Source organism: Flavitalea plasmicola, from assembly GCF_030546645.1.
GTDB lineage: Bacteria > Bacteroidota > Bacteroidia > Chitinophagales > Chitinophagaceae > Puia.
In genome coordinates, this window is sequence record NZ_JAUOTO010000010.1 from 41,217 (window position 1) to 67,173 (window position 25,957).

General features: G+C 51.9%; 20 protein-coding genes. 13 read left to right on the plus strand and 7 right to left on the minus strand.

The features are described 5' to 3' along the window. Positions 1-87 precede the first annotated feature (87 nt). Both Q4E93_RS31270 and Q4E93_RS31275 read right to left on the minus strand, forming a co-directional pair. Positions 88-1,080, minus strand: a complete 993-nt coding sequence (locus tag Q4E93_RS31270) for a FecR family protein (protein WP_303591881.1) — start codon at positions 1,078-1,080, stop codon at positions 88-90. A gap of 73 nt (positions 1,081-1,153) precedes the next feature. Continuing rightward, positions 1,154-1,747, minus strand: a complete 594-nt coding sequence (locus Q4E93_RS31275; protein ID WP_303591882.1) for an RNA polymerase sigma factor — start codon at positions 1,745-1,747, stop codon at positions 1,154-1,156. Positions 1,748-1,859: 112 nt separating this feature from the next. On the opposite strand from Q4E93_RS31275, the gene Q4E93_RS31280 reads away from it, so the two are divergent. From Q4E93_RS31280 to Q4E93_RS31300, 5 genes are all read left to right on the plus strand, one after another. Continuing rightward, the gene (locus Q4E93_RS31280; protein WP_303591883.1) at positions 1,860-3,560 is read left to right on the plus strand and encodes a 3'-5' exonuclease; all 1,701 of its coding nucleotides are present in this window, start codon (positions 1,860-1,862) and stop codon (positions 3,558-3,560) included. Between the two features lie 293 nt (positions 3,561-3,853). Further along, entirely contained in the window at positions 3,854-4,282 is a 429-nt protein-coding gene (locus tag Q4E93_RS31285) for a DUF4365 domain-containing protein (protein WP_303591884.1), read from the plus strand. A gap of 477 nt (positions 4,283-4,759) precedes the next feature. Then, on the plus strand, positions 4,760-5,776 hold the full coding sequence (locus Q4E93_RS31290) for a hypothetical protein (RefSeq protein ID WP_303591885.1): 1,017 nt from the start codon (positions 4,760-4,762) through the stop codon (positions 5,774-5,776). Continuing rightward, positions 5,773-6,210 carry a MauE/DoxX family redox-associated membrane protein gene (locus Q4E93_RS31295; protein WP_303591886.1) on the plus strand — a complete coding sequence of 146 codons (438 nt, stop codon included), beginning with the start codon at positions 5,773-5,775 and terminating at the stop codon, positions 6,208-6,210. The genes Q4E93_RS31290 and Q4E93_RS31295 overlap by 4 nt, the downstream gene beginning before the upstream one ends. 91 nt (positions 6,211-6,301) lie before the next feature. Beyond that, positions 6,302-6,736, plus strand: a complete 435-nt coding sequence (locus Q4E93_RS31300) for a heavy metal-binding domain-containing protein (RefSeq protein WP_303591887.1) — start codon at positions 6,302-6,304, stop codon at positions 6,734-6,736. Positions 6,737-6,753: 17 nt separating this feature from the next. Here Q4E93_RS31300 and Q4E93_RS31305 read toward each other — a convergent pair whose 3' ends face one another. After that, complete coding sequence (locus tag Q4E93_RS31305) at positions 6,754-8,562, minus strand: serine hydrolase domain-containing protein (protein ID WP_303591888.1); 1,809 nt, start codon at positions 8,560-8,562, stop codon at positions 6,754-6,756. A 99-nt stretch (positions 8,563-8,661) separates the two neighbouring features. Beyond that, the gene (locus tag Q4E93_RS31310) at positions 8,662-9,261 is read right to left on the minus strand and encodes a DUF4242 domain-containing protein (RefSeq protein ID WP_303591889.1); all 600 of its coding nucleotides are present in this window, start codon (positions 9,259-9,261) and stop codon (positions 8,662-8,664) included. Between the two features lie 136 nt (positions 9,262-9,397). Between Q4E93_RS31310 and Q4E93_RS31315 the strand changes: the two genes are divergently transcribed. From Q4E93_RS31315 to Q4E93_RS31345, 7 genes are all read left to right on the plus strand, one after another. Then, positions 9,398-11,992 carry a helix-turn-helix transcriptional regulator gene (locus tag Q4E93_RS31315; RefSeq protein ID WP_303591890.1) on the plus strand — a complete coding sequence of 865 codons (2,595 nt, stop codon included), beginning with the start codon at positions 9,398-9,400 and terminating at the stop codon, positions 11,990-11,992. A 109-nt stretch (positions 11,993-12,101) separates the two neighbouring features. Beyond that, a complete protein-coding gene (locus Q4E93_RS31320) occupies positions 12,102-12,383 on the plus strand; it encodes a DUF4242 domain-containing protein (protein ID WP_303591891.1) in 282 nt (93 codons plus the stop codon). Positions 12,384-12,494: 111 nt separating this feature from the next. Continuing rightward, on the plus strand, positions 12,495-13,055 hold the full coding sequence (locus Q4E93_RS31325) for an RNA polymerase sigma factor (RefSeq protein WP_303591892.1): 561 nt from the start codon (positions 12,495-12,497) through the stop codon (positions 13,053-13,055). Between the two features lie 65 nt (positions 13,056-13,120). Beyond that, entirely contained in the window at positions 13,121-14,293 is a 1,173-nt protein-coding gene (locus Q4E93_RS31330; protein ID WP_303591893.1) for a FecR family protein, read from the plus strand. 200 nt (positions 14,294-14,493) lie between these two features. Continuing rightward, positions 14,494-17,865: a SusC/RagA family TonB-linked outer membrane protein gene (locus Q4E93_RS31335; protein WP_303591894.1), complete on the plus strand. Its 3,372-nt coding sequence runs from the start codon at positions 14,494-14,496 to the stop codon at positions 17,863-17,865. Between the two features lie 37 nt (positions 17,866-17,902). Then, positions 17,903-19,555: a SusD/RagB family nutrient-binding outer membrane lipoprotein gene (locus Q4E93_RS31340; protein WP_303591895.1), complete on the plus strand. Its 1,653-nt coding sequence runs from the start codon at positions 17,903-17,905 to the stop codon at positions 19,553-19,555. Between the two features lie 112 nt (positions 19,556-19,667). Further along, on the plus strand, positions 19,668-20,078 hold the full coding sequence (locus Q4E93_RS31345; RefSeq protein ID WP_303591896.1) for a nuclear transport factor 2 family protein: 411 nt from the start codon (positions 19,668-19,670) through the stop codon (positions 20,076-20,078). A 22-nt stretch (positions 20,079-20,100) separates the two neighbouring features. Here Q4E93_RS31345 and Q4E93_RS31350 read toward each other — a convergent pair whose 3' ends face one another. Both Q4E93_RS31350 and Q4E93_RS31355 read right to left on the minus strand, forming a co-directional pair. Next, positions 20,101-21,093 carry a quinone oxidoreductase family protein gene (locus Q4E93_RS31350; protein ID WP_303591897.1) on the minus strand — a complete coding sequence of 331 codons (993 nt, stop codon included), beginning with the start codon at positions 21,091-21,093 and terminating at the stop codon, positions 20,101-20,103. Positions 21,094-21,105: 12 nt separating this feature from the next. After that, positions 21,106-22,083: a quinone oxidoreductase family protein gene (locus Q4E93_RS31355; protein ID WP_303591898.1), complete on the minus strand. Its 978-nt coding sequence runs from the start codon at positions 22,081-22,083 to the stop codon at positions 21,106-21,108. A 90-nt stretch (positions 22,084-22,173) separates the two neighbouring features. Here Q4E93_RS31355 and Q4E93_RS31360 point away from each other — a divergent pair, with 90 nt between their 5' ends. Continuing rightward, on the plus strand, positions 22,174-22,575 hold the full coding sequence (locus Q4E93_RS31360; RefSeq protein WP_303591899.1) for a winged helix-turn-helix transcriptional regulator: 402 nt from the start codon (positions 22,174-22,176) through the stop codon (positions 22,573-22,575). Here the strand turns inward: Q4E93_RS31360 and Q4E93_RS31365 are convergent. Next, positions 22,562-25,798, minus strand: coding sequence for a S41 family peptidase (locus Q4E93_RS31365; RefSeq protein WP_303591900.1), 3,237 nt, complete (start codon positions 25,796-25,798; stop codon positions 22,562-22,564). The two genes, Q4E93_RS31360 and Q4E93_RS31365, sit on opposite strands and share 14 nt — an antisense overlap. Positions 25,799-25,957 lie beyond the last annotated feature (159 nt).

Consider the following 25,957-nt stretch of genomic DNA (forward strand, 5'->3'; position numbering starts at 1 on the left):
TAAAATTTGAAACATGCGCTTTGGACCGAGTGCCTTCGGGACAAAGCGTTTTTATTTGTGCATATGTATACTAGGTCGTAGGTTTATTTATTTATCACTATCACTGATCGTTACTGCACGGCTCTCTTTGTCGTAATTGAACACCGCCTCATTGAACGCGCAAATACTTTTCAATGCTTCTTCCAGCGTTTCGTTCCTGGGGAAAGTGGTGGTAAAGCGCCTGGTCCTGATCGAGGGGCTGCTGATGGATATTTTGACGTTGAATCTTTCTTCCAGCAGCCGGGCAGCCTCTTCCACCGTCAGGTTGTCGAACAGCAGGTCCCTTTGTTTCCAATCGAGGTAGTTGTCATCAGCCACTTCTTTTTGTATGGAGTTGGATTTTTGCTTATTATAAATGATCTGTTGATCCGGCCTGATGATGCCAAGGGTCTTATGCTGATCGCTGACCCGCACCGCCCCTTTTTTGACGGTGACCGTAATATCCATATCTCCCGGATAGGCCTTTATATTGAACGCTGTGCCCAGTACGGTGGTCGTCAATTTACCGGTGTGCACGATAAAAGACCTGGTCGCGTTTTTCCGGATATCAAAAAAAGCCTGTCCTGTCAGATATACTTCCCGTTTTGCCAAACCTTCAAAAGAAGAAGGATAATCCAGCTTGCTGCCATAGCTCAGCACCACCGTGCTGCCGTCAGGAAGGGCCACCAGGTGATTTTCTTTCAGTTCCACCACCGCTGTGCTGACCACGGGCTCGGCTTTCTTCACAGCGGGCGTAGTGCTTTTGAAGAACAGGCCGCCGACGGTTACGACGAGCAGTATGGCCGCAGCAGCGACCATTACCCGCCGCCTGGCCATGGATCTTACTTTCCCGGCCTGGAACTCATCCTTTGAAATAGTATCCCAGATAGCGCGCTGCATGCTTTCTTTGAGTGCTTCTTTTTTTTCGGGGCTTAATAGTTCCAATACCTCGGGCTCGTTCCCGAACAGGTGGTAATAGCTGATGATGAATTGCTCTTCCTCTTTTGTTGACGTGCCGTGAAGGTATTTTTGCAACAATCCAATAAAATAAGGCTTGTCCATTGGTTTGCTGAGCGTTTGGTTATAGATATGACCCGGAAAAGAGAGAATGTCCCACCCGAAGTGAAAAAAAATTTTACTTAATGATCATCGACAGCAGTACCAATACTGCAGAGAGCAGATGTGACAACGAAACTCTGAGCTTCTCGATCGCCTTACCCAGCTGGTTTTGAACAGTTTTCCTGGAAAGGCCCAGCTTCGCGGCGATGTCTTTTGTGGGAAGGTCCTCATGGAAATGAAGCCGGAAGATCGCCTGGCGTTTGGTGGGCAGCGATTGTAAAAGGGCCTCATAGGAACGGAAGAATTCCTTCCATAGCACATCGGCGTCGGCCTGCAGTTTTTTTTCCGCCAGGCTTTCCAGGGCATCGAAAAAAGGATGGGTCAGGTTTTGCCGGGCTGCCGACTTGATGACCTTGTTACGGATGGCCGTATGTAAATAGGCGGGAAAATTCTCTATGTGGAGGGTCGTCCTGTTAAGCCAGATATGGGTGAAGATATCCTGTACGATGTCCTTTGCCAGATCATTTTCTTTCAGGCGTTTATAAGCATCGGAATACGCCCTTTCCCAGTGTTTTGCATACAATGCATTGAACGCCTCCTTGCTGCCTTGCGCTATCTGTTGCAGCAACAATAAGTCAACTGACTGATGGGAAGAGTCTGAAGCGTTCATAAGCAGTGTTGATCAAATATAATTTTTTTTCTTCAATTTTTAAACATGCTGTTCCCTGCAGCTTATTTACTTTTGCATGCTCGCAGGGGAAAAAAAGAAAAATTTGTGCTTTATGCTGACCAGGGAACAGAAGGATATCGTCGACAGCTCCGGAAATATCAAGATAAATGCAGTAGCGGGCTCGGGAAAAACCACCACCCTTATCGAGTATGCCAGGGCCCGGCCCGGCGGGAAAATATTATATCTGGCTTTCAACAGGGCGGTAAAGCTGGAGGCGGAAAAGAAATTTGCTGAAAAAGGGGTTTCCAATGTACGGATCGAGACCGCTCACTCATTGGCCTTTTCCCGCATCGTCAAGGGGACGGACTATACGATCAAGGCCGACAGCTATAAGACGCCCGAGATCGCCGGGATACTGGGCCTGGATCATTTCGATGGGAAGCACACCGCCTATATTGTAGCTACGCATATCAATGCCTTTGTCGCTTATTTCTGCAATAGCGATAAGGCGAGGGTCCAGGAGCTGGACTATGAAGCCGTGATCGGAGACCCCGCCGCCAGGCAATTCGCCATCAGCTTTAAAGAGGAAATATCCCATCAGACCCGCCTGTTCCTTGATAAAATGAATAAGGGAGAGATCCCCATCATCCACGACTTTTACTTGAAGAAGTTCCAGCTGAGCAAGCCGGCACTCCCCTTCGACACGATCCTGTTTGACGAGGGACAGGACGCCTCGGCGGCCATGCTGGACATTTTTCTTTGCCAGCGGGCGACAAAAGTGATAGTAGGGGATAGCCATCAGCAGATCTATGGATGGCGGTATGCCGTGAATTCCCTGGAAAAAGTGGATTACCCATCCTTCGATCTCAGCGCCAGCTTCCGGTTTGACCAGGACGTCGCACAGCTGGCGCGAAGTGTGATCAGCTGGAAGCGGCATTTGAAGATCCCGTCGGCCCTCACCATCTCGGGGTCGGGGAAGCCGGGGCGGATCAAAACCCGGGCAGTGATCGCAAGGACCAATACAGGGCTGCTGGTGAAAGCCATCGAGCTGTTGATCGAGAAAAAGGAGATCGCGTCGGTTTATTTCGAAGGGCGGATCGAAAATTATACGTACGCCAATGAGGGGGCATCCATCTATGATGTATTGAACCTTTATAATGGAGAAAAAGAGCGGGTGAGGGACAAAATGATCGCTTCCATGAAGGATATGGACGAGCTGGAAGAATACATAGAGCACACGGGCGATGCACAGCTGCGCATGTTGGTGGAGGTCGTAAAGGAATATGGCAAAAAGATCCCCGGCTATATAAAAAAATTGAAGGAATGCCACCTGGACCATGACCAGAAGGACAAGGCGGATATGATCTTTTCGACGGTGCACCGGTGTAAGGGAATGGAATATGACGAAGTGACGCTGGCCGACGATTTCATTACGGAGGCAAAAGTCCAGGACGCTTCATCAGCTGATGAGGGCGACGGTACATCCAGGTTATATGAAGAGATCAATCTTTTGTATGTGGCGATCACCCGGGCGAAAAGCGTGCTCTATGTTCCGCAGCATATTTTCCCGGAAGTGGAGAAGAGTGGCAAGACCCTGAAGATCATTAAACCCGTGAAGACTTCTGCAAAGGGATACGACCTGCAATCGGCCAAAGAGCGGAACAAAAGCGCCTACGCGCCATGGTCAAGCGATGAGGACAGCAGGCTGATGGAGCTGTTCAATAAGGGGAAGTCGCCTAACCAGCTGGCGAAGATTTTTGACAGGACGGCAGGGGCAATCGTGGCGAGGGTAAAGAAGTTGAATTTGGATTGATCGATAGGGGATTTATGGCAATCGATCCCCCAATGGAATATATCAAGGAAATATATGCGAAATGAATTTTAATTTTGTACTTCATTTCGAATTTGACCTTGGTATGAGCAACAAGATAGGTAAGAGGGGTGAAAGCATATTTTCGACTATTATCAGCCGAAATATTCCGAATAGGGGTTTTCTAAATATCCCATTGATAATGTGAATGTCAAACTACTTTGGAAAGAGGTCGCAGACTATTGGGATAATAGCCGGAAAATGACGAAATTTGTATCAACCTTCAATTAGCGACGATGGAAAATAAAAAGGACTTTGGTAAATGGCGAGCTGAAAAGTTGGGATACGTCTATTTTTCCCGTCTATCTGACCTGATCATTAATGAGCCTAATTTGCCCTTATTTGATTATCTGATTGATATTGGTGAAAACCATAAACAAACCGGTCGGCTTTTTGGCGTAGAAGTAAAGCCATATAATAATGAGACCAGGAAGTTAAATGGTTCTTTCAGTAATGATTATAAGAACATTGCTTTTCCCGCCCTATTGGTGATGTTTGATAATAATGATGACCATGGGTATTATAGGTGGATCAAAAAACCAGTGAAGGACGGTCATCTTGCTTTGGACTCCTCCGGTAATGACGTAGTAGAATTGAATGATCATAGCCTGAATGAGATCGTCGCCGAAGTAAAGGATTGGTACTCCCGCCAGCATATAGCCTAACTTTTTTGTATAAATATCTCCAGTAAGAACTCACCGCCGCTCACTTGTTTTCGGCCCGTTCAGACCGGCCTTTATCCTCATCCCCCTGGTAACCCCGACACCAGCCTTGCCCGTTTATTTACCTTAAGGAAATAAGGACCCGCCATTAGGAAGATGGCAGTCGCCGGATTGCCGGCGCCCATTACTTTTGTTTTGCATTGAATCATATTTCATCACATTAAAGCTTCATCTATGAAAAAGTTCTTTCTCTTTTTCCTTGTCTTGACCATGGGTGTTGGCATCGCCGCAACGGTGAAAGCCAACAAAAGCGCAGTTATACGTTGCTGCAATGATTTCGGAAGCGTATGCGCAGTAGTAAATGGGGTAACCTTATTGGGACCCGTTCCTACACCTAAAAGCCCATGTCCATAATCCCGGGCAGGGACATTCGTAAGCGTAAAAGACTAAGGCTGCGACTGCAGCTTTAGTCTAAAATTTATGAAAAAAAACGTCATAATATCATCTGTCATTGTGTTGGGGGCATTATGCTTCATACTGGCATCAGTCCTCCGGTCGGATCCGGAGCAGCTGATGATCAATGTTCCCAGGAACTACGACGGGATGTATGCCAGCCCGGAAGATACCATCCGGTTTCCGGGAACAATAAGCGCCATGAGAGCGGAAGGCGGCTTATTATTCGGGTATGCGCATGGACTTAGGAAGTTATACCAATATAACCTTGGAGATCATACAACAGATACCCTGGTTGATACCCGCTCTTTTTTATCCGGCATACTCAGCGGATTTGACTTCGATCCTGTTTCGGGCACTTTTTATTTTTTAAATACGAATACGAACAGGATCTATTTGTTCCATCCTAAGGATTCGATGAAGGACAGTCTTTATTTCAAACATCTCCATTTCGCGGCCGGGGAAAAATGTTGTAGAAGCGCCGACTTTTTTATCCGGGCAATAGATGATGCCACCAGCCTCACCAGTCTTAAGAAAGTGGATCAGAGCCGGGGTGCCGACACCACGCTTTATACGTTTACGCATTACGCTGACGGCGGCATTTCCGCGGACGGGTTCTTTATCAAAGACAGGTCGTCAGAGAAGCAATTCTTCATCCCATATTATAATGCAGAGATCATTCAATACGACGAAGCGGGGAATAAGATATCAAAAATAATTACGATTGACAAAACGATGCCTCATAATAACGTCGTTCCCGCAAACCATGGATATACCATTTCCAGCAAGTCCAGGATCATCAACATTGCTGCGGCAGCCGATAGCGCCCATTTATTCGTGCTCTCTTTCGCCTCCTCACCCGGGAAGAACGAACCTCCAGGGACAGTAATAGATGTATACTCTACTATCACCGGGCAATACGAAAGAAGTGTGCAGCTTCCATTTTTCCAAGGCCGCCGGGCGGCCCTGTTGGAGAGATCAGGGGATAGGCTTTTTGTTGCGTTCGATAATGATGTTCTATGCTATAAGATCAAATACAAATGAAGCGGAATACGATCATTACTATTCTAAGTTATGCACTAAGCATACTGTTTGTGTATGCGGCATCAGCAAAAGCGATGGTGTACACCGATTTTATGGCAGATATCGCTAAATCTCCATTGCTGGTGAATTATAACAAGGCCATAATCGCTCCCGGCATTCTGGGGCTGGAGTTTTCGACGGTGATCCTGCTGCAATTTAAGGCGACCCTCAAGCTGGGCTTTTATTTGTCATCCTTCCTCATGCTGATGTTTACCTTATATCTCAGCACCTTATATTTTTTCTATACAAATATACCTTGTTCCTGCGGCGGTGTTTTGGGAAGAATACCTTATCCGGTGCATATCGTATTTAATTTGCTGTTTACCATTCTTTCCTTCACGGGCGCCTTTCTCTGTTCCAAGCCGGAAAATCGTCCCCAGACTGCAGTCGTATAATATCGATCAGGGTGACAAAACTCATATCCTTCCTTAACCTGGGTCATACCCCAACGGCAGGCAGGCGAGTAGCTTTATCAAAAATTAAATCATGAAAAAGCTACTTATCCTGGCCATTGCATCCTTCATCATTTCTCCGGCCCTCATCGCCCAGACCAAAGCAGGCCGCGTAGACACCGCGAAGCATCACACATTTTACACCTGTCCTAAGCACAGCGATTTCGTCAGCTACAAGCCCGGTAAATGCCCCAAGTGTGGAATGGACCTGAGCCTGTCCCCGAAAGAACAAATGAAGGCAGGCGAAACCAGGAGTTACCAATGCCCCATTCACCTGGCCGTCACCAGCCATGACCCTGCTAAGTGCCCCCAGTGCGGAAGGAAAATGAACCTGTCCCCGAAAGAACAGATGAAAGCCGAGGTGGCAAGGACTTACACCTGTCCTATGCATCCGGGCGTGGCCCTCGATAAAGACGGGAAATGTCCTAAATGCGGTACGGCCCTGGTGGAAAAGAAGAAAAGCAGGTAGGGCTGCATGGCTGGCGACTAATTCGTCAGCTCCCGCAACCTGAACGCATCTGTCAGATCTACACCTCCTTCCTCCCGGAGGATCCGCACCATATCCCTGAAAGGCCCGCTATTCCCCGCCAGGTTGGAAAAATAAACGATGCTCCATTCATCCCCCGGCACCTGTATCACAAAATTTGCAAATCCGCAGGTGCTGCCCGAATGAAACAGGATCAGGGGAGACCGCCCCGTCATAAACCAGCCCCCGGCATAATAGCTGTCCGCCATCCCGGCAATGGGCATGCGAAGGCGCTTAAGTACAGCCGGCAGCTGCACCAGCCGCCCCTGCTGTAATGCCCGCATCCACCTGGAATAGTCCGCCAGTGAAGTGTACACCCCTCCGTCTCCCTTCGTCGCACTGGTAATGCTTTGGTCGGATGGAATGATCTTGCCCGTACTGTCCCTGGCATACCCCATCGCCCTGAAACTGATAGGCTGCCCGTCCTCATATACAGTGGAATGATCCATCCCCAATGGCTGAAAGATCCTGTCCCGGAGGAAAGCGCCGAAGCTTTGATGCGACACCCTTTCAATGATCAGCGCCAGCAGGCAAAACCCTGAATTGCTGTAGCGGAACTTCGTCCCGGGCGGGAAATACGTCGAGTCGTGCAGAGACAGCATTCTCAATACGTCCGCATCCAACACCTGCCGGGTAGTAGTGTCGGGGATCAGCCATTCATAGTCCGGCAATCCGGAGCTGTGTGTCAGCAGATGCCGGATCAACACCGATCGTCCAACCCGGGCCGGCAATTCCGGTAACCAACGTCCGACCGGGTCGTCAAAACCCAGCCGCCCTTCCTTTTCCAGCAGAAAGATACCCATGGCCGTGAACTGCTTGGTAACAGAGGCCATACGGAAATTGCTCGATGTGTCCAACCGGGTGCCTTCATCCGCCCAACCCACTGCATTGTGGTACATCACCGTTCCTTTTTTCTCGATAGACACCACGAAACCCGGCCCCTTTGACGGATAAGCGCCAAACAGGGAGTCCAGTCTCGCAGCCAGCCGGCCACCCTGGGAAAAGGTAACGCCAGGGACGTTAAAGAGACTGTCTGCTAATTGACATTCCTTTATTTCTTTGATCTGGAGGACCGCAGTCCCTTTAGAAGGTGTTCCATCATTATTTGTCCAATCTGTTGCACTTTCAAGCCTCATTACACTGTAAGGAAAGTTCGCCGGCATAAATCCATTCAGGGGAGACCGTACTTTCAACGGATCCGCCGAATAATAAAAAGTAAATGCTTCGCCGGTCTTTGTCGTAGCATTTCCCTTAAGACATTTCCTGCCAGCAATGTAAAGAGGGCGGCCCTTTCCAAGAGACGTGATAATGGTTCGATTACTGTCCATCGCCCGATAAAAAAGTTCTGATGTCTCCTTTGCCAGATCTTTTCCGGAGACACTACCTTTCGTTCCTTGAAAATATACTTTTCGATTTGTCCAATCGATCAGATAGCTTGGATGCAGCATTTGCACCTTCATAGTCATTTGAACAGGTGCTCCATTTTCGTCAGCGAGGTTGCTGACAGACGAAGCATTGATGAGACTGCTGTCGCATCCGTCATTCCTGTATATCTTTTTGCCTTTTATATAGTAAGTGAAATAGTTGAATGGGTTGGTGTGCAGAATAGCGGCGGGATCCTCGGGGACTGGAACGTTCGGGGCAAATGCGTATAAATTGATGGTAACGATACCTTCTCCAAAACTGCCATCAGTGGGACTGTGCTGAGCATACGCCGTGGATAGGCAAAAAGCAAAAACAAATAAAAGGATCTTCCGGAAATTCTTCATTACAGTAGGATTTAGTTTGATTGTTGAATAAATGTAATAAAAAAAGCCGCAGGTCTATACCCGCGGCTGAATTACAACATACACATGAGAGAATATCTTCTATTGCCCTTGCTTCACTTTCTCGATGTACGCAGGCACCAGCCCGTGCGCTTCTTTGTGGGTGTTGATCACTGCGCTGGAGTCGGGCGCCTGGGAGAGACAGACTACGCGACCGTCCTTCTCGTCCACCCAGTAATTGATGAAATTTACCCCATATTTGCCTTGCACGGCCAGGTCCTTGGCGTGCGCTCCCGCAACGTCCTGGGCGGTAACCTTTCCTGCTCCCAGCTCATGCACGTCCAGGTAGAAATCCTTCCCTTCCTGGATAGCGGCTTCCTTTCCCCCTGTCACCATGTAGATGTCGTCCGGCAGCAGGCCATGGGCTTCACCATGGGTCTTACGAATGGACTGGGTGTCGGCGGCGGAGGAAAGACAATAGACATCCCCCTCTCTTTCGTCCACCCAGTACTTAATGAATTGAACACCATACTTTTTTTCGGTTGCCAGGTCCTTGGCATGGGCGTCGGCGACGGCTGCTGCAGTTACTTTTCCGGCGCCGAGATGGTGTACGTCTATATAATAGTGCTTCGTTTGAGCGGATAAGGCAGTTGAACAGAAAGACACAGCAGCAAGTGCGGCAACAACAGATAAAAGCTTCATGATTGCTTGATTTAACGATGATTAAAGATGATTAAAATGGTAATTAGAAGACAAAGGAACTGGCATTTTTTCGCTTGGATATGGGGTATTTTCCCTATTTTAGCAGTACCTCCACCTCATTTTACAATTAGAAATCATGGAACTGATCGAACGGGCCGGGTTCCTGTCCCTGCTAAAGTCGAAGTTTGACGCTATTGAGAGCGAGGGGCATTGCATTCTTGTCAGCGGAGAGGCGGGCATTGGTAAAACCTCCCTGATAAGGGCATTTTGTAAGGAGCAAAAGGATGAGTGCAATATCTACCTGGGGACCTGCGATGCGCTGTTCACCCCCAGACCGCTGGCGCCCCTGTATGATATTGTCTGGCAGATGGGCAGCGATCTCCCCAACAACAGTGAAAACCTGGCGGACAGGGCCGGATTGTTTGCCCGGATATTGCATGAACTGGCGAGCCAAAGACGGCGGACCCTCATTGTCTTCGAGGATGTACATTGGGCGGACGAAGCTACCCTTGATTTTATAAAATTCCTGGCAAGACGCATCACCCGCATTCAATGTCTTTTCGTGCTGACTTACCGCGACGATGAAGTTAATTCCTTCAATCAGTTGAGAAATGTGCTGGGCCAGCTGCCCCCCGACTCCTTCACGCGGATGCAGCTGGTACCCCTGTCCCGGGAGGCAGTGGAAAAAATGGCGGAGGAGAAGGGATACAAGGGAGAAGACGTATACAGCATTTCCGGCGGCAACCCTTTTTATGTCAACGAGATCCTTGCCAGCTACAGTCTGGGCGTACCCGAAAATGTAAAAGATTCCATTTTGTCCGTATACAACAGGATGGATGAAAGATCAAAACAGGTGTGGCAGGTACTATCGGTGCTGCCTACGGGCCTTGAGCTCAAATACCTGGTGCAGATGGACCCCGCGTATGCCACTGCCATCGAACCATGCCTGGAGGCGAGGATACTGCTCCTGCAGGACGGCCTGGTCAGGTTTAAGCACGAACTTTATAGAAGGACCATCGAAGTTTCGCTGTCACCGCTGTTGCGGGTGGACCTCAATAAAAGGATACTGGAGCTTTTCCGGGAAAATTTTGAGCAAAACCATGAGACGGAGCGGATCATCCATCATGCGAAGAACGCCAATGAGTATGACGTGGTAATACAGTATGCACCGCTGGCGGCCAAACAGGCCGCCGCCCTGGGCGCACATACAGAAGCGTCAAAATTATATTACACCGCCATTGAGTATTACCAGGGCAGCGATAAGGACAAGCTGCTGGAATTTTATGAGCCCTATGCCTACGAATGCTATCTCACCAGCAGGGTAAAGGAAGCCATCGTCTACCAGGGAAAGGCCTTGCGGATCTGGAAGGAAAGGAATGATATTGAAAAAATGGGGAACTGTATGCGCTTCCTGTCCCGCCTCTGGTGGTTCAGCGGCAACAGGAAACAGGCGGAAAACTATGCCTTCCAGGCGATCGAAGTGCTGGAGGATCAGCCTTCCTCCACCGTGAAGGCGATGGCGTTCAGCAATCTGTCCCAGCTGAAAATGATGGCCCACCAGGCCGAAGAATGTATGGCCTGGGGTGAAAAGGCGATCGCTATTGCAAAGGAACTGGGGGATGAGGAAACCCTGGCCCACGCTTTGAACAACATCGGCACGATGCAGATGAAGACGCTGTCGTCCAGGCAGCAGGGCATCGACATGCTGCGGCAAAGCCTGGAGATCGCGCTGAGAAACTCTTTTCACGAGCATGCTGCCCGGGCCTATACCAACCTTGGCAGTGTGAACGTGGTGCTGAAAAACTATGCAATGGCAGGGGAAGCGTTGGAGACGGGTATCCAATACTGTGAGGAAAAGGACCTGGGCTCATGGATGGCTTACATGCTGGCCACCAAAGCCAGGATGCTCCTGGAAACAGGTCATTGGCAGGAAGCGTCCCGCATCGCCGGCAATCTGCTGAAGAATGAAAGCCTGACCTCCATTGTCAAGATCGGCGCCTTGTCCGTCATGGCCAGGATAAAAATGAGAAGCGGCGATGCCAATGTGCTACCCCTGCTGATGGAGGCAAAAGAAAAGGCGTTCGATACCATGGAGCTGCAAAGGATCATCCCTGCGCTGGCAGCTTTCCTCGAATATGAATGGCTCACCGGCAAGGTCTTCATCGAAGACGAAGCCATCGGCCGCACCGTGGAAATGATCGGCCAATCGGGCAATATGTACGAAACGAATGAATTTGCTTTCTGGCTCCTGAAGGCGAGAAAGCAGTGTATGGAGGTCCCTGAGCCATTCGAGGGCTATCAGCTCCAGGATCCTGCGGCTGCTGCCAGGGCCGTCGGCATATGGGGACAGATGGGCTGCCCCTATGAACAGGCGCTGGCCTTGTTCGAAGGCGGGGAAGAGGATAAAGGAAAAGCGCTCACCGCCGTCAGGAAGCTGGGCGCGAACGCGGTATATGAAAAATTGAAGCGGGAAATGCGGACTTCCGGTATCAGGAGCATTCCCCGGGGTATCAGGAAGACCACCCAGTCCAACCCGGCGCTGTTGACGGAAAGAGAGCTGGGGGTCCTGCAATTGCTAAAGGAGGGTATGCAGAACAAGGAGATCGCCACCCGGCTATTTATCTCGGCTAAAACAGTCGATCATCATATTTCGGCTATACTATTCAAACTGGATGTAAGCTCCCGTTTAAAGGCCGTCCAGGAGGCTAAGCACCTGGGGATCCTAAAATAGGGAACGTTTGTGTTTAAATAGGGAATACTTCCGTCATCGGATCGGAGGGTTGCCCCGAACTTTGCAAAGACCATATCTATCAAACCAATGTAGACCTAAAAGTATTTGTATGAAAAAATTTGTTGTGGAGAGGATCCTTCCCGGCGCAGGCAATCTTACGGCGGAAGAACTACAAGCGATCTCTCAGGCCTCCATCGAAGCCATCAAAAGAATAGGGAAGCCTTACCACTGGATAACTTCCTACGTCACCGAGGATAAGATCTACTGCATCCATATAGCTGAGAGCGAGGAAGTGGTCCGCGAACATGCCCGGCTGGGGAAATTTCCCGTCAATACGATCTCGGAAGTTAAGACGATCATCGATCCGTTGACGAGCAACCCGCTCCATTGATGGGCAACCCGCCCCATTGACGGGCAACCCGCTGTAAGGTATTTAAATAAATCTGCTTAATTTTACGCCCCGGCGCACCATCCGGTAGTCACACGCGCTGGCGTAAGAATAATGCAAAATCTTGATGACGATAGGCTTGTAGGCCTGCTGCAGACGGGCAGCGATGCCGCATTTACAGAGATCTACCATCGATACTGGAACAGGCTTTTTTCAGTCGCCGCACATAAGCTGAATTATGACCTGAAGCTGGCCGAGGAGCTGACACAGGACATTTTCCTCGATCTCTGGCAAAGGAGGGAGACCCTGGCCCTCCGGAGCAGCTTGTCCCTCTACCTGGCTGCGGCAATGAAATACAAGGTCATCGACGCCAGATTAAAGAAAAAACGTATAAAAGAATACGCTGATAAGATAGCTTCACAAACCATCGACAGCGACACCTCGACGGAGAAGCAGCTGAGCTTTGAAGAGCTCCGGCATCAGCTTACCGCCCTTGTCAGCCATCTGCCCGGGAAATGTCAGCTCGTTTATAAGCTCAGCAGGGAAGCAGGTTATTCCCAAAAAGAGATCGCCCGCCATCTCTCCATCTCCGAAAAGACGGTGGAATCCCATCTTTCCCGTGCCATCAAGGCCCTTCGCCTGGGACTGAAAAATTTCCTGACGCACCTTTTTTAACTTTTTTTTATTTCAATGCAGGGATTCATCCCATCCGCCCGACTATAGGATGAAATAGCTGTTATATGCCATTCATTCCGGATGAGAAAAGACTGAGCGAGCTGGAGGCCAAATGGCTGAACGGGACGATCACAGAGGCGGAAGCAAAAGAATATGCCAGCTGGTACAACGAAGGCCAGGATCTTCCTGTCAGGATACCGGAAGAGATCGCCGGATCGGAAGAGGCGCACCGGCAGCGGATGCTGGACAGCATCAATACCCGCCGCAACATGCCGGAACGCACCGGCGCCCGGCGGAAGGGACCGCTGCCCGCAACCATCCGGCTTTTGCGGGCGGGGGCAGTTGCCGCGACGCTGATCCTGTTGATGGGGGCCCTGTACCTGTATTATACGAAAAACACCCGCCAGGCGAAAGAGATCGTTCGGACACCCATTCCCCAACAACCCCATGACATCGCTCCCGGTAAGACCCGGGCGACGCTTACGCTGAGCAATGGCCAGACCATCGCGCTGGATCCGGCCTCCAATGGACTGTTAGGACATGACAGCGGCGTGAACATATCGAATATGGACAGTGTCCTTACCTATAAGGGCAACAGCGAAAGCAGATCCCTGGCTTATAACACGCTTAGTACGGCAAAGGGAGAGCAATACAGCGTCACCCTGTCCGACGGGACCAAAGTATGGCTGAATGCGGCGTCGGTCCTCCGTTTTCCCATCCAGTTCACCGGCGGCGACCGGCGGGTGGAAGTCTCCGGTGAAGCGTATTTCGAAGTCGCCAGGGATGCGGCAAAGCCATTCTTCATTTCCTCCGGGGACATGAACGTACAGGTGCTGGGCACCCGCTTCGATATCAATGCTTATGCCAACGAGCCGATCGTCAGGACCACCCTGCTGGAAGGCGCCGTGCGGATCAATCATCGTGTCGACCTTTCGCCGGGGCAGCAGTCAAGGATCGAAAAGGACGGGGCCATCAAAGTCCTCAAAGACATCGATGTGGATGAAGTGGTGGCCTGGAAGAACGGCGCTTTCAGCTTTAACAATGCGGATATCACCACCGTTATGCGGCAGTTGGAAAGATGGTATGATATTGAAGTGGTCTATGAAGGCAGCAAGCCGGCCGATGTATTTTATGGGGGCATTTCACGCTCCTCCACCTTAATGGAAGTATTAAAGATCTTACAGGCAAGTAAAGTGCGATTCAGGCTGGAAGGAAAAAGGCTGATCGTATTGTCATAGTCGAAAGGATGGCTATTAAAAAACCGAAAGTGGTTACGACACTTCCGGCTATAGGTTGGTCGTCCAATAAAAATAAAAATTGCGTTAGAATTTTCATTGTAAACCAAACACCCAAATGTATGCATTCGATTGCTAATTGCAAAGGTTTGCCCTTGCAACCGTGTAGAAAAAGAACTATCCCTCTTAAAGTGCTGCTAATTATGAAGTTGACAGCGTTTTTTATTGTAGCCTGCCTGCATGTAAGCGCCGCCGGTAATGCCCAGAACATTACCTTGTCGGTGAGGAACAAAAGTCTCCAGTCCGTCTTCAAAGAGATCAGGAAGCAGAGTGGCTATGAATTCTTTTATAACCAAAGCATTTTATCCAAAGTTTCCCCGATCACCGTGGATATAAGGAATGTCCCCATCACCGAGGCGTTGAATGCCTGTTTGAAGGACCAGCAGATCACCTATGAGATCATTGGAAAGAACATTGTGATAAAGGACCGCGATACGCCCGCCAGGTCGGCAACACCGCCGCCCGCTGAAAAGCCCGCTCCGCCTGTTCAGGGGAAGGTGTACATAGGGAGTAATACCCCGGCCACCGGGGCCACCGTCGCCATAAAGAAAGAAGGCCACCTGGTCAAAGGAACGAGCACCGATGAAAATGGGAATTTCACGATCGATGCTTCCCCGGGTGATGTCCTGTCCATATCTTTTGTCGGCTATGTTACACAGGAAATAAAATTCACCGGCCAGTCCGAGCTGAGGATCACCCTTGTCCCCGACGACAAGGAGATCAAGGCAGTGGTCGTTACAGCCCTGGGCATCAAGCGGTCTTCACAGTCCATCACCTATTCCACCCAGCAGGTGGATGGCAGCGAGCTCACCCGGGTGAAGAACACCAACCTGGTCAATTCGCTCAGCGGTAAAGTGGCCGGTCTGAATATCTCCTCCAACGGATCGGGCATTGGCGGTTCGGCCAAAGTGATCCTGCGCGGCTCCAAATCTCTCCTGGGCAATAACCAGGCGTTGTATGTAATTGACGGGGTGCCCGTCAACAATGCCGTCACCAATCAGCCGACGACGGTCTATGGGGGCTCCACGGCGTATGATGGGGGCGACCCGGTGTCCACGTTGAACCCGGATGACATCGAGAACGTATCCGTGCTGAAAGGTGCATCCGCTGCTGCGCTGTACGGTAGCCAGGGCGCTAATGGCGTCATCGTCATCACCACCCGGAGCGGCAAGGCGGGAAAACCACAGATCAACTTCTCCTCCGGCGCCGCATTTGATAATGCAGCCTATAAGACTAAATTCCAAAATTCCTACGGGCCCGCAAACCCTGCTTCCCTGCAAAGCTGGGGGAATGAAACGCCTGCGGCCGGGGACAACCTGGATAAGTTCTTTCAAACGGGAAATAATTTTAGCAATTCCCTCAGCCTGTCAGCAGGCTCCGCTGCCGCGCAAAGCTATTTCTCTTATGCCAATACAACAGGAAGAGGAATAGAACCCGGTAATAAGCTTACGAGAAATAATTTTAATTTTCGCGAGATAGGCCATTTCCTGAACAACAAGCTGACAGTGGATGTAAATACGAATTACGTCACGCAAACAATCGATAATTCCCCCATGGCGGGATTTTATTTCAATCCGCTGACAGGTCTGTACCTGTTCCCCAGGGGTGTAGATATATCCCCGTATAAGTCAGGGTACGAAAAATTGAACCCGAAAACATTATTGCAGCAACAGCAGTGGATCGGCGTTACGGAAAACGCCGATGGTACGCTCAAATTCAATGATGACGTGCAGCAAAATCCCTGGTGGATCATCAACAGGAACCTGAATACGCTCAATCGCAACAGGATCTTACTCAATGCCAGCATCAAATACGAATTTACGCCATGGCTGAATATCCAGGCCAGGGGCAGCATCGACAGGATCAATGATATATATGATCAGAAGTTGTACGCCAGCACTTCGCAGTATGTTTCAAAGGCCAACGGCAACTATTATTATTCCAATGGTGTCAGCACGCAGAAATATGGTGACGTCATAGCGAATGTCAATATTCCTGCCATCGGCCAATGGAAGATCTCCGGGCTCGTGGGCACCAGCATCCGGGATACAAAGACCGATGGCCTTTATTACGGTTCCTCCGGAAACCCTCCGGGAACAGGATTGTACTTTCCCAATATATTTAACCTGCAAAATACCATCACCGATCCCGGGACGTCCTCGGACATGCCACATAACCATACGCAATTCCAATCGCTGTTCGGGAGCGTAAGCCTCGCCTGGAACGACGCCCTTTATCTTGATCTGACGGGACGTAATGACTGGGCTTCGCCGCTTACCAACACCACAGGAGGCGTTTCGTTCTTTTATCCGTCGGTAGGCGCCAATGCTATCTTAAGCAACCTGATCAGCTTCCCCGAAGTGGTCAGCTTTGCCAAGGTACGCGCTTCTTACGCCGAAGTGGGCAACGCGCCGCTGGCCTATCAAAGCAATCCTCCGCTGTTCACCGTGGGGGCAGGCGGGAATCCCGTGTTCAATAATACGTCTCCCTTCTCCGCCCTTGAGCCTGAAAAGACAAAGTCACTTGAAATAGGTACGGCATGGCGGTTCTTAGAAGACAAGCTGAGCCTGGATCTTACCTACTACAATACACATACGCATAACCAAACCATCCTGATCCAGCAGGGGAATGCCAGCTATTACGACAATGGTTATATAAGGGCCGGCAATATTCAAAACCAGGGCATCGAGCTGATGGTAAACTACCAGGTGCTAAGGACCGATAAGTTCCGCTGGAACACCGGTATCAATTATTCCTTCAATAAGAACAAGGTCCTGGAACTGGCGCCCGGCGTCAAGCAATCGGTGATCAGCGGTGCTTCGGGAGCAAATTATGTATCCCAGGTAAAGGTCGGCGGATCCATCGGGGACATCTACGGGACAGTGTTGCGGCGGGACGCTTCAGGACGGCTGCTGATCAATACGGCCATGGCGCCCAGCGGCACGGAGTTCCATACGCCGAAACCGACCACCGCGGATACTTCGCTCCTGGGCAACCCCAACCCCAGGTGGCAGCTGGGTTGGAGCAACAGCTTCACCTATGGCAATTTTGTCCTCTCGGTCCTGGTCGACGGGAAATTTGGCGGCAAGGTATTATCCGTGACGCAGCAGCTGCTGGATTCCTATGGCGTCTCCGAGGCTACGGGCAATGCACGCAAAGCGGGTGGCGTTGCGGTAAATGGGATCGATCAGAACAACAAAGGCGTTAATACGGTGGGTGCGGAGACATGGTACACCACCATCGGCGGACGCAACGGCGTTTCGGGAGAATATATGTACGATGCCACGGTGGTGCGGTTGCGCGAAGCGGCGCTGGGCTACAATATCCCATTCAAGAGCACTGTCATCAGGAATCTCAGGGTCAGTCTGACAGGAAGGAACCTGTTCTACTTCAGCAAAAAAGCGCCCTTTGATCCTGAGCTCACCATGTCCACCGGCAATGGAATGTCAGGCGTGGACATTTTTATGCCGCCCGCGACCCGCAGCTTTGGAATTAGTTTGAACGCAGGTTTTTAATTAGCCGTCACCGGTGCATCATTTAAAATCATCAACAATGACAACTTATCTGAATCGATATATATCTTTCCGCCTGTTGCCCGTATTTGCAGCGCTTGTGCTGCTGTCTACAGGCTGTACCAAGAAATTCCAGGAATACAATACCAGTAACCTCTCCGCCAATATAGATCTGGCGGCTGCCTACAGGCACATCGCCATGGGGGTGTATAATTTTTCAGGCGGAGGAGATCCCAATTCTTACCAGCTGCAGCAAAATCTGAACGCGGACTGTTATTCCGGCTATTTCATGAGCCAGATAAATTTTGCCAGCGGGACCAACAACCTGAACTATGCGCTGGTGCAGGGCTGGAATGGAGAGCCATTTAAAGTAGGCTATCTCGACATCATGCGGTATGTAGCCGTTATAAAAGGCATGGGCACGGACCAAAACTATCCCGGTATCTGGGCCATCGCCCAGATCATACAGGTGGAAGCCATGAGCCGCCTCACCGACATATACGGCCCCACGCCATACAGCAAGGCAGGACCGCTGGCGAATGGCGCCACCGGCACGCCTTATGACAGCCAGCAGGCTATCTACACCAGCTTCTTTAGTGACCTGGATGCGGCAACGGCCGCGTTGAAGACCTTTATTGCCGCGGGAGGTGTGAAGACGTTACCGTTTGATTTTCCTCCCATGGACCTCATCTACGGCGGAGATGAGAGCACAGAACTTCAGAACTGGCTGCATTTCGCCAACGCGCTCCGGCTGCGGCTGGCCCTGCGCCTGGTGAAAGTAGATGCCGCCACCGCAAAGACGCAGGGAGAAAAAGCGCTGGACCCTGCCAACGGAGGCGTGATCACTGCTAATTCGGAGATCCCACGCGTCACCGTCCCCAGCGGCAACTTCAGCAACCCGCTGGCAGCCATCACCATCAACTGGGCCAATATCTGCATCGGCGCATCCATTCAATGTTATATGACAGGGTACAATGACCCGCGCATCGGCAAATATTTTGATGTGTCCACCGATGCTGCCTCTGCCGGACAATACAAAGGCATTCGCATCGGGTCCAATGTCGGCCTCTTTAATTATGGCAATTACTCCACCATCAATTTCAAAGATGGCGCAACGCCTTCTTACAATTTGCACACCGCTCCCGTATTAATGACGGCTGCGGAAGTGTATTTCCTGCGGGCCGAGGCCGCCTTGAGAGGCTGGAACAATGCAGGCGGAACGCCCCAGGCGCTGTATGAGCAGGGGATCACTACCTCCTTTGCGCAATGGGGCGTTGCCTCATCCACCTATATCACGGATGGCGCCAGCGTTCCCGATGCTTATACCGACCCGCTGAACGCAGCGAACAATGCTCCTTCTCCTTCGGCCATCACCGTCAAATGGGACGATGGGGCCTCCAACGAAGAAAAGCTGGAGCGTATCATCACGCAAAAATGGATCGCCAATTTCCCCGAAGGCCAGGAAGCCTGGAGCGAGTTCCGCCGGACGGGCTACCCGAAATTGTTCCCCGTCGTACAGAACAACAGCGGGGGAGCGATCAGCACGACCGTCCAGATCAGGCGGCTGCCTTTTTCGCAGAACGAATACAATACGAATAACGCCGAGGTACAAAAGGCCATTCAATTGTTGAGTGTTCCGGCGGACAATGGAGGCACTCGTCTCTGGTGGGATGTGGATAAAGGGAATTTTTAGTACACATGAGGAAAGATGAAAAGGGGGAGTGGATATGCTCCCCCTTTATTATTTACCACACAATCCTTGAATTACACCATTGCGCGCTGTGAAAGCCGGTTACTTTTGAGTCATGGAGCAAAAACATCCTTTACCACCTTTCACACTGGAAACAGCCAAACAAAAAGTCCAGCTGGCGGAAGACGCCTGGAACAGCCAGGATCCCCACCGGGTATCCCTCGCTTACACGATAGACACAGAATGGCGCAACCGCTCCCAATTCATCAACGGGCGGGAAGAAGTGGTCCGGTTCCTCACGGGCAAATGGCAGAGCGAACTGAACTACAAGCTCAAAAAAGAGCTATGGGCCTTTATGGACAATCGCATTGCCGTGCGATTCGAATATGAATATCACAATAAAGAAGGACAATGGTTTCGCGCCTATGGCAATGAGAATTGGGAATTTGACGAGCATGGGCTGATGCGTCGGCGATATGCCAGCATCAACGATCTGCCTATCCGGGAAGACGAACGCCGGCTGTAAGACCCCGGGCCCGGCCCTCATTTTATCCCATGCTGAAAAGTGTCTTGCCCGCCGTGCTGCCCGGACTGGAATAAAAACTGTTCTGCACCGCCGTACTATATTCCTCAAGGTCATACCGTCCGCTGACAGGCATGATAAAGGAAGGGTCGCTGCTGAGGTCGATGATCCGCCGGATCGTCTCCCGCTCCTCCGGCGCGGGAGGCCTGAAGAAATAACGATAGACATAGGACTCGATCATAAGACCCTTCAGGTAGATGTCACCATTATGCAGCTGGAAAGGCAGCTCGCTGAGACCCCCGTATAGGATCACTTTGGCGCCGAACCCGGCGCTCTGCACCAGCTCCGTCAGGACGGGGCCGCCCACCGCTTCGATGATGGCGTTCACGCCTTTACCCCCTGTTATTTCCCGGATGCGGGGACCTACGGTCTCCCCGGTGACGGAGAGATCGATGACGGCCGCTGCGCCCAGGGCGCGTAAATCAAGTCCGGCGGGCATTTTCCGGACAATAGAGATGACCCGGATGCCTTTGCGCGCCGCCATCTGCGTGGCCATGACAGCGTTGCTGGAGTTGCCCGCCGTGATCACCATCCAATCTCCCGGCCTTGCCCCGGATGCTTCCACGAGGTCCCATCCTGTGATGAGGGTCATCAACTGACCAGCCTTCTCCCGTGGATAATCCACGGGCAGCGGGATCGCCCATTCTTCGGGGACTGCGACGTATGCTGCCCAGGTGTTGTAGTAATAAATGTCCACCAGGGTTCCTATGGCCAGGCTGGCGCCGGGGCCTTTTTCCACGACCACTCCGGCGCCGCTGTTGCCTGCGATCTGCCCGGGCAGGGACGGTTTCTTCGGATCAGGATAGAGACTTTGGATAAAGAGAAAATCACCGGGATTGATGGGCGCGCTCAACATTTTTACCAGGACCTCACCGGGACCGGGTCGCGGTCTTTCTACTTCCCGGAGCTGCAATACTTCAGTTGGCAGTGCCGACTTGTCAAATACGATCGCTTGCATAAAAAGAATGCTTTAATTTATTTTAAGTAAAATTTTTCCGCCGCGTCCACTCCGGTCATTCTCCCGGATCGCCTCCTTGAATTGATCCAACCTATACGATTGCGCTACGGGCAATTGAAAGGCCGGATCCCCGAGGGCTTCGACCAGGCCTTTTATCATAGCTGCCCGCTGGCTGGCGGTCTGGTCATTCAGATAAGCCCGAACGCCGAAACCTTTTACCAGGAGATTCTTGTACACCATCTGCGCATTGAAGTATTGCGCCGGCTCTTTTTTCGTCGATCCATACAGGACAAACCTTCCGAATGGTGCGATGAGCTCGAAGATCTTCGTGCCGATGGCGCCGCCGATAGCATCCAGCGCCACGTTAAAGCCTTTGCCGCCCGTCAGTTCCTGCACGCGCTTACCAAGGCCTTGATCTTCTATATCCAACACTTCATCCGCGCCCAACGCACGCAACCCATCCGCCTGCGCGAGGTCACGCACCAGCGCGATGATCCGCACGCCGCTTCGATGCGCCAGCTGTATGAGGATCTGCGATACGGAGGAGTTGGCGCCTGTCAGCAGCATCCATTCCCCGGCAACGGGACGGGCCGTCTCCAGCAATCCCCAGGCAGTAAATGGATTGAGGCTGAACTGCGCGGCTTTTTCCACGGGAAAGCCGGCGGGCAGCACGGCCAGCTCCCCAGCCGGTACCGTGACATATTCCGCCCAGGCTCGCCTGCCAAAAAAAGCCACCAACGACCCGGCAGCGACCGTAACGCCTTTGCCTACCCGCTCTACGATACCCGCACCTTCAAAGCCCGCCGTCTCATCGGGGAATTCGGGCTGGAAACGATAGGTGCCCTGGATGAAAAAAGTATCGGCCGGATGGATCGGGCTTGCCAGCATCTTTACCAGCACTTCGCCCTCCGCCGGAACGGGCTGCTCCTTTTCGATGAGGGTCAACACTTCTGCCGGTGAGCCCACTTTATTAAACGCGATTGCTTGCATAATTCCATTTTTAGAACCTCGAAATTATTTAGTTTGTATCTTTATAACAAGTATGCACCAAATAGTGATCTACACACCAAAAAGATACTAATGCTGAAAACCAATACAATAAAAAATGAAAAAGTGCCGGTGGCACCCGGCCGGCCGGAGCAATGCAGCGTCGATTACGCCTTTCAGCGGATAGGGGGGAAGTACAAGGCCCGCATCCTCTGGCACCTGTACGACGGCACGAAAAGATACGGGGAGCTGCGGCGGCATCTGCCGGACATCACCGCTAAAATGCTGACCCAGGCCCTACGCGAGCTGGAAGCCGATCAGCTGATAAAAAGACAGGTTTATCTCGAAGTGCCTCCGAAGGTGGAGTACAGCCTGGACGGCAGCGGCAGGGACCTCGTTCCCGCCATCGAGCTCCTCAGTGGCTGGGCAAGGATCCAGATGGAAAAAAATAATATCCCCGTAATGCCATACAAGCACAGGGCTATTTCTTCTTAGCCGGCGTCGAATAAGGCGGATGTTCCACAGTAGGGGTGGGCTCCTTTTCCAGCAAACGCAGGCATTCCTGCACGGCCTTTGCCAACTGGGGATCGACCCCTTTTGAAAGAGATATTGCATCCAGCCGCTGTTCGATGTCGGGAGCGATCCCTTCATTTTCGCCTATCCATATATGTTGTACAGGATCGAATACGGCATTGTCCGGCGCTGTCATCGCCCCGCCATCCACAAAGGCGTAATGGATCGAAGATTTTACCAGCCCGCCCCAGGTGCGGGTGCCGATCAGCGGCCCCACCTGCTGATGTCTGAAGGCCCAGGGAAAGAAGTCTCCGCCGGAGCCCGCCAGCTCATTGATCAACAGCACCTTTGGTCCCAGGATGCCGGCGGGCAGCCGAAAGGCCTTTCCACCCGGCACTTCATTGGTGATGGCCGCTCGCAGCCTCCGTATCATCAGGTCTACCATATAGTCATCCAACGATCCGCCGCCATTAAACCTTTCATCGATGACGGCCCCTTCCTTATCCTGCTGCGCAAAGAAATAGCGGTTGAAGCTGACGAAGCCGCCGCCGCCCGTATTGGGCACCCATACGTAGCCAAGCCTGCCGTGCGATAATTCATCCACCTTTCTCCTGTTGTCCTCCACCCAGGCGCGCTGGCGCAGCGCATTCTCATTCTGGGCCGGTTCTACACGGATGGTCCAGGCTCCCTCAGCCGAAGGCTGGTGATTGATCTGCAGGACTGTCTGCTGACCAGCCTTGCCATCCAGCAGCGCATAGGGATCCTCATCCGCCGTCAGCTGCTTCCCGTCGATGGAGAGTATATAATCTCCTTCCGAGACTTTCAGGTCCGGTTGCGCCAGCGGCGCCGCCAGCGTTGGGTTCCAGCTTTCAGTGGTATAGATCCTCCTGATCTGCCACCTGCCTTGATTTTGTACAAGGTCGGCGCCCAGCACGCCTACGCGTGAAGTATCCAGCGCAGGATAATCGCCGCCGAAGACGAAGCTATGACCCACGGACAGCTCGCCTCCCAGCTGATCGAGCAGATAGCTAAGGTCGCTCCGGTGGCGTATAAACGGTATTTGCGGCGCATAATAATCCCACACTTCCTGCCAGTCCCTGCCATGGTGCGAAGGATCATAAAAATAATCCCGCTCGTAGCGCCACCCCTCTGTATAGATCTGTTTCCATTCCGCCAGCCTGTCCAGCTCCATGCGTATGTTCATAGCTACAGCACCCTCCGTCGGGCTGGGTGGCTTGGCGGTGGAGACCACCTTCCAGCTTCCTCCCATACGCAGCAATATTTTTTCCCCGTTGGCGGACACGGCGGCTGCAGAGACGCCTTTTGCAAATTCGTCCAGCTTCTTGCTTTCCATGGTGAACTTGCTGAGGGTCTGGCCCGCCCCGATGAATACGGAACCTTTCGGCCCGCTGATCATCCGGTCATATTCCTCTACGGGAATGGGCAGCGCCACTATCCTGCGATCGAGGTGCTCGAAGTCTATGACGACGTTCTTCGCATCGGTCGAATCCTTCTTTTTGGCAGTGGCGGAATCTTTTTTGACATCGGTCTTTTTCGTGGTGTCAGGCTCCTCATCGCTTTTCAGCGGGAAAGGCGCAGGGTCTTTTGCACGCAGCACCGCGACATAGGCGCCAAAGGTGGGTTTCGCCTGTATGGCGCTGGTATTGGCCCACCCGGACCCCAATGCAAGATCCGTGCTCGCCAGGAAATACAGGTGTCGTCCGCCCCTATCCCATGCGGGCGATATCGCATCCGCCATGGGATCGCTGAGTGCGGTGGCTTTTCCCGTTGCCAGCGACCAGACGGTGATCCGCCGGAAATTATTGGGCGCCGTTTTGGAATAGACAAGCCATTTGGAGTCGGGCGACCAGCTGATGTTCATATTCCCTCTTTCGATGTTGCTGCCGCCCGCGTCAGCCGTGCTGACCTTGCCGCCGGCCAGCTCCACGATCCTTATCCTCACCGCGTTGTCGACAAAAGCAATGTATTTTCCATCCGGCGACCAGACAGGCTCCCAGGCCATCTTCGACTCGCCAATGGAGATCCTGCGGGGAGCCTCTTTCCCTTCCTGGTCTGTTAGATATAATGCATAGGTCCCGTCTTTGTCGGAGAACCAGGCTATCTGCCGTCCATCGGGTGACCATAAAGGTTGCCGGTCAGCTACATCGGAGCTATGAGTAAGGTTGCGGGGTGTGCCGTTCTCCACCGGTACCGTAAAGATCTCGCCCCGGGCCTCCAGCACGATCCTTTTGCCGGTGGGGGAGAGCGAGGCGTTGCTGATACGGGTGGTGACATTTTCCCAATGCGATTCCGCCCAGGGAAAGTCCCCATGCACCGTGATCTCGATCTGTTTGCTTTTGCCTGTGGCGGGGTCCAGCAGAAAGATATAACCTCCTTGCTCAAACGCCAGCTCCTTGCCATTGCCTGTAAGCCATTTGACATCTCCCTTTGTAAATTGGGTCACCTGCTTCAGGGCCGCGTTGCCAGTGCTATAGGCCCAGACATTCATGATAAAATCCCTGTCGGAAAGAAAATAAATGTTGTCGTTCATCCACACCGGGTGCAGGTCCATGCTTCGTTCATTTGGCAGGGCCTGTTCCGCCAGGGAACCCAGGTCCATGATCTGCAGCGGCGTATTCTGCCCCCCGCGGTAATGCCTCCATTCGCTGTCCCACCGGCCCACACGATCCAACACGATTTTTTTTCCGTCGGGTGAGAGAGATGCGTCGAAGCCCCAGGGGGCGGGCAATAAGGTGGACGGTCCGCCGGTCACCGGCACGGACCAGAGCCGGGCATAGCCCACCGGCGCCGTTTCGCGCGTGGAGGTATATATGATATGCTTGCCATCCGGCGTCCATCCGCGAACACTGGATCCCGCCGGGTACCAGGTCAGCCGGGTAGGTATCCCTCCTTCCGTGGGCACGACATACACTTCTGCAACGCCACAGCGATTGGAGGTAAAGGCGATCCATTTGTTGTCAGGAGAGAAATGGGGATCGCTTTCCACGGCACCCGTACTGGTTATGCGTCTTGCTTCACCGCCATTCTTGTCCACGACCCAGATATCACCGCCATATACAAACGCAAGCTGTGCAACGCCCAGGCTGGGTTGGCGCAGCAGCCTTGTACCCTGAGCCCTGACGCCGATGGTGACAGCCAGGGATGCAAGGAATACGAACGATCTCATTACGACTTTAATGGACATAAAGGGGGTTTTAGAATGATAAAGGAAGCGTAATAAATATAGAGATTATTGATCAATGTGGAACACCCGTTGTATCGTATCCGGACAGCCGGCCCTGTTATTGTCGAGATAGCGCTTTGTGGTACAGTAGGTTATAAATCCGGCATTTTATTGGCCGCA

Excerpts from the sequence above, each read along its gene's own strand:
- Q4E93_RS31270 (WP_303591881.1), bottom strand. The coding sequence starts at position 1,080 with ATGGACAAGCCTTATTTTATTGGATTGTTGCAAAAATACCTTCACGGC.
- Q4E93_RS31275 (WP_303591882.1), bottom strand. The coding sequence starts at position 1,747 with ATGAACGCTTCAGACTCTTCCCATCAGTCAGTTGACTTATTGTTGCTG.
- Q4E93_RS31280 (WP_303591883.1), top strand. The coding sequence starts at position 1,860 with ATGCTGACCAGGGAACAGAAGGATATCGTCGACAGCTCCGGAAATATC.
- Q4E93_RS31285 (WP_303591884.1), top strand. The coding sequence starts at position 3,854 with ATGGAAAATAAAAAGGACTTTGGTAAATGGCGAGCTGAAAAGTTGGGA.
- Q4E93_RS31290 (WP_303591885.1), top strand. The coding sequence starts at position 4,760 with ATGAAAAAAAACGTCATAATATCATCTGTCATTGTGTTGGGGGCATTA.
- Q4E93_RS31295 (WP_303591886.1), top strand. The coding sequence starts at position 5,773 with ATGAAGCGGAATACGATCATTACTATTCTAAGTTATGCACTAAGCATA.
- Q4E93_RS31300 (WP_303591887.1), top strand. The coding sequence starts at position 6,302 with ATGAAAAAGCTACTTATCCTGGCCATTGCATCCTTCATCATTTCTCCG.
- Q4E93_RS31305 (WP_303591888.1), bottom strand. The coding sequence starts at position 8,562 with ATGAAGAATTTCCGGAAGATCCTTTTATTTGTTTTTGCTTTTTGCCTA.
- Q4E93_RS31310 (WP_303591889.1), bottom strand. The coding sequence starts at position 9,261 with ATGAAGCTTTTATCTGTTGTTGCCGCACTTGCTGCTGTGTCTTTCTGT.
- Q4E93_RS31315 (WP_303591890.1), top strand. The coding sequence starts at position 9,398 with ATGGAACTGATCGAACGGGCCGGGTTCCTGTCCCTGCTAAAGTCGAAG.
- Q4E93_RS31320 (WP_303591891.1), top strand. The coding sequence starts at position 12,102 with ATGAAAAAATTTGTTGTGGAGAGGATCCTTCCCGGCGCAGGCAATCTT.
- Q4E93_RS31325 (WP_303591892.1), top strand. The coding sequence starts at position 12,495 with ATGCAAAATCTTGATGACGATAGGCTTGTAGGCCTGCTGCAGACGGGC.
- Q4E93_RS31330 (WP_303591893.1), top strand. The coding sequence starts at position 13,121 with ATGCCATTCATTCCGGATGAGAAAAGACTGAGCGAGCTGGAGGCCAAA.
- Q4E93_RS31335 (WP_303591894.1), top strand. The coding sequence starts at position 14,494 with ATGAAGTTGACAGCGTTTTTTATTGTAGCCTGCCTGCATGTAAGCGCC.
- Q4E93_RS31340 (WP_303591895.1), top strand. The coding sequence starts at position 17,903 with ATGACAACTTATCTGAATCGATATATATCTTTCCGCCTGTTGCCCGTA.
- Q4E93_RS31345 (WP_303591896.1), top strand. The coding sequence starts at position 19,668 with ATGGAGCAAAAACATCCTTTACCACCTTTCACACTGGAAACAGCCAAA.
- Q4E93_RS31350 (WP_303591897.1), bottom strand. The coding sequence starts at position 21,093 with ATGCAAGCGATCGTATTTGACAAGTCGGCACTGCCAACTGAAGTATTG.
- Q4E93_RS31355 (WP_303591898.1), bottom strand. The coding sequence starts at position 22,083 with ATGCAAGCAATCGCGTTTAATAAAGTGGGCTCACCGGCAGAAGTGTTG.
- Q4E93_RS31360 (WP_303591899.1), top strand. The coding sequence starts at position 22,174 with ATGCTGAAAACCAATACAATAAAAAATGAAAAAGTGCCGGTGGCACCC.
- Q4E93_RS31365 (WP_303591900.1), bottom strand. The coding sequence starts at position 25,798 with ATGTCCATTAAAGTCGTAATGAGATCGTTCGTATTCCTTGCATCCCTG.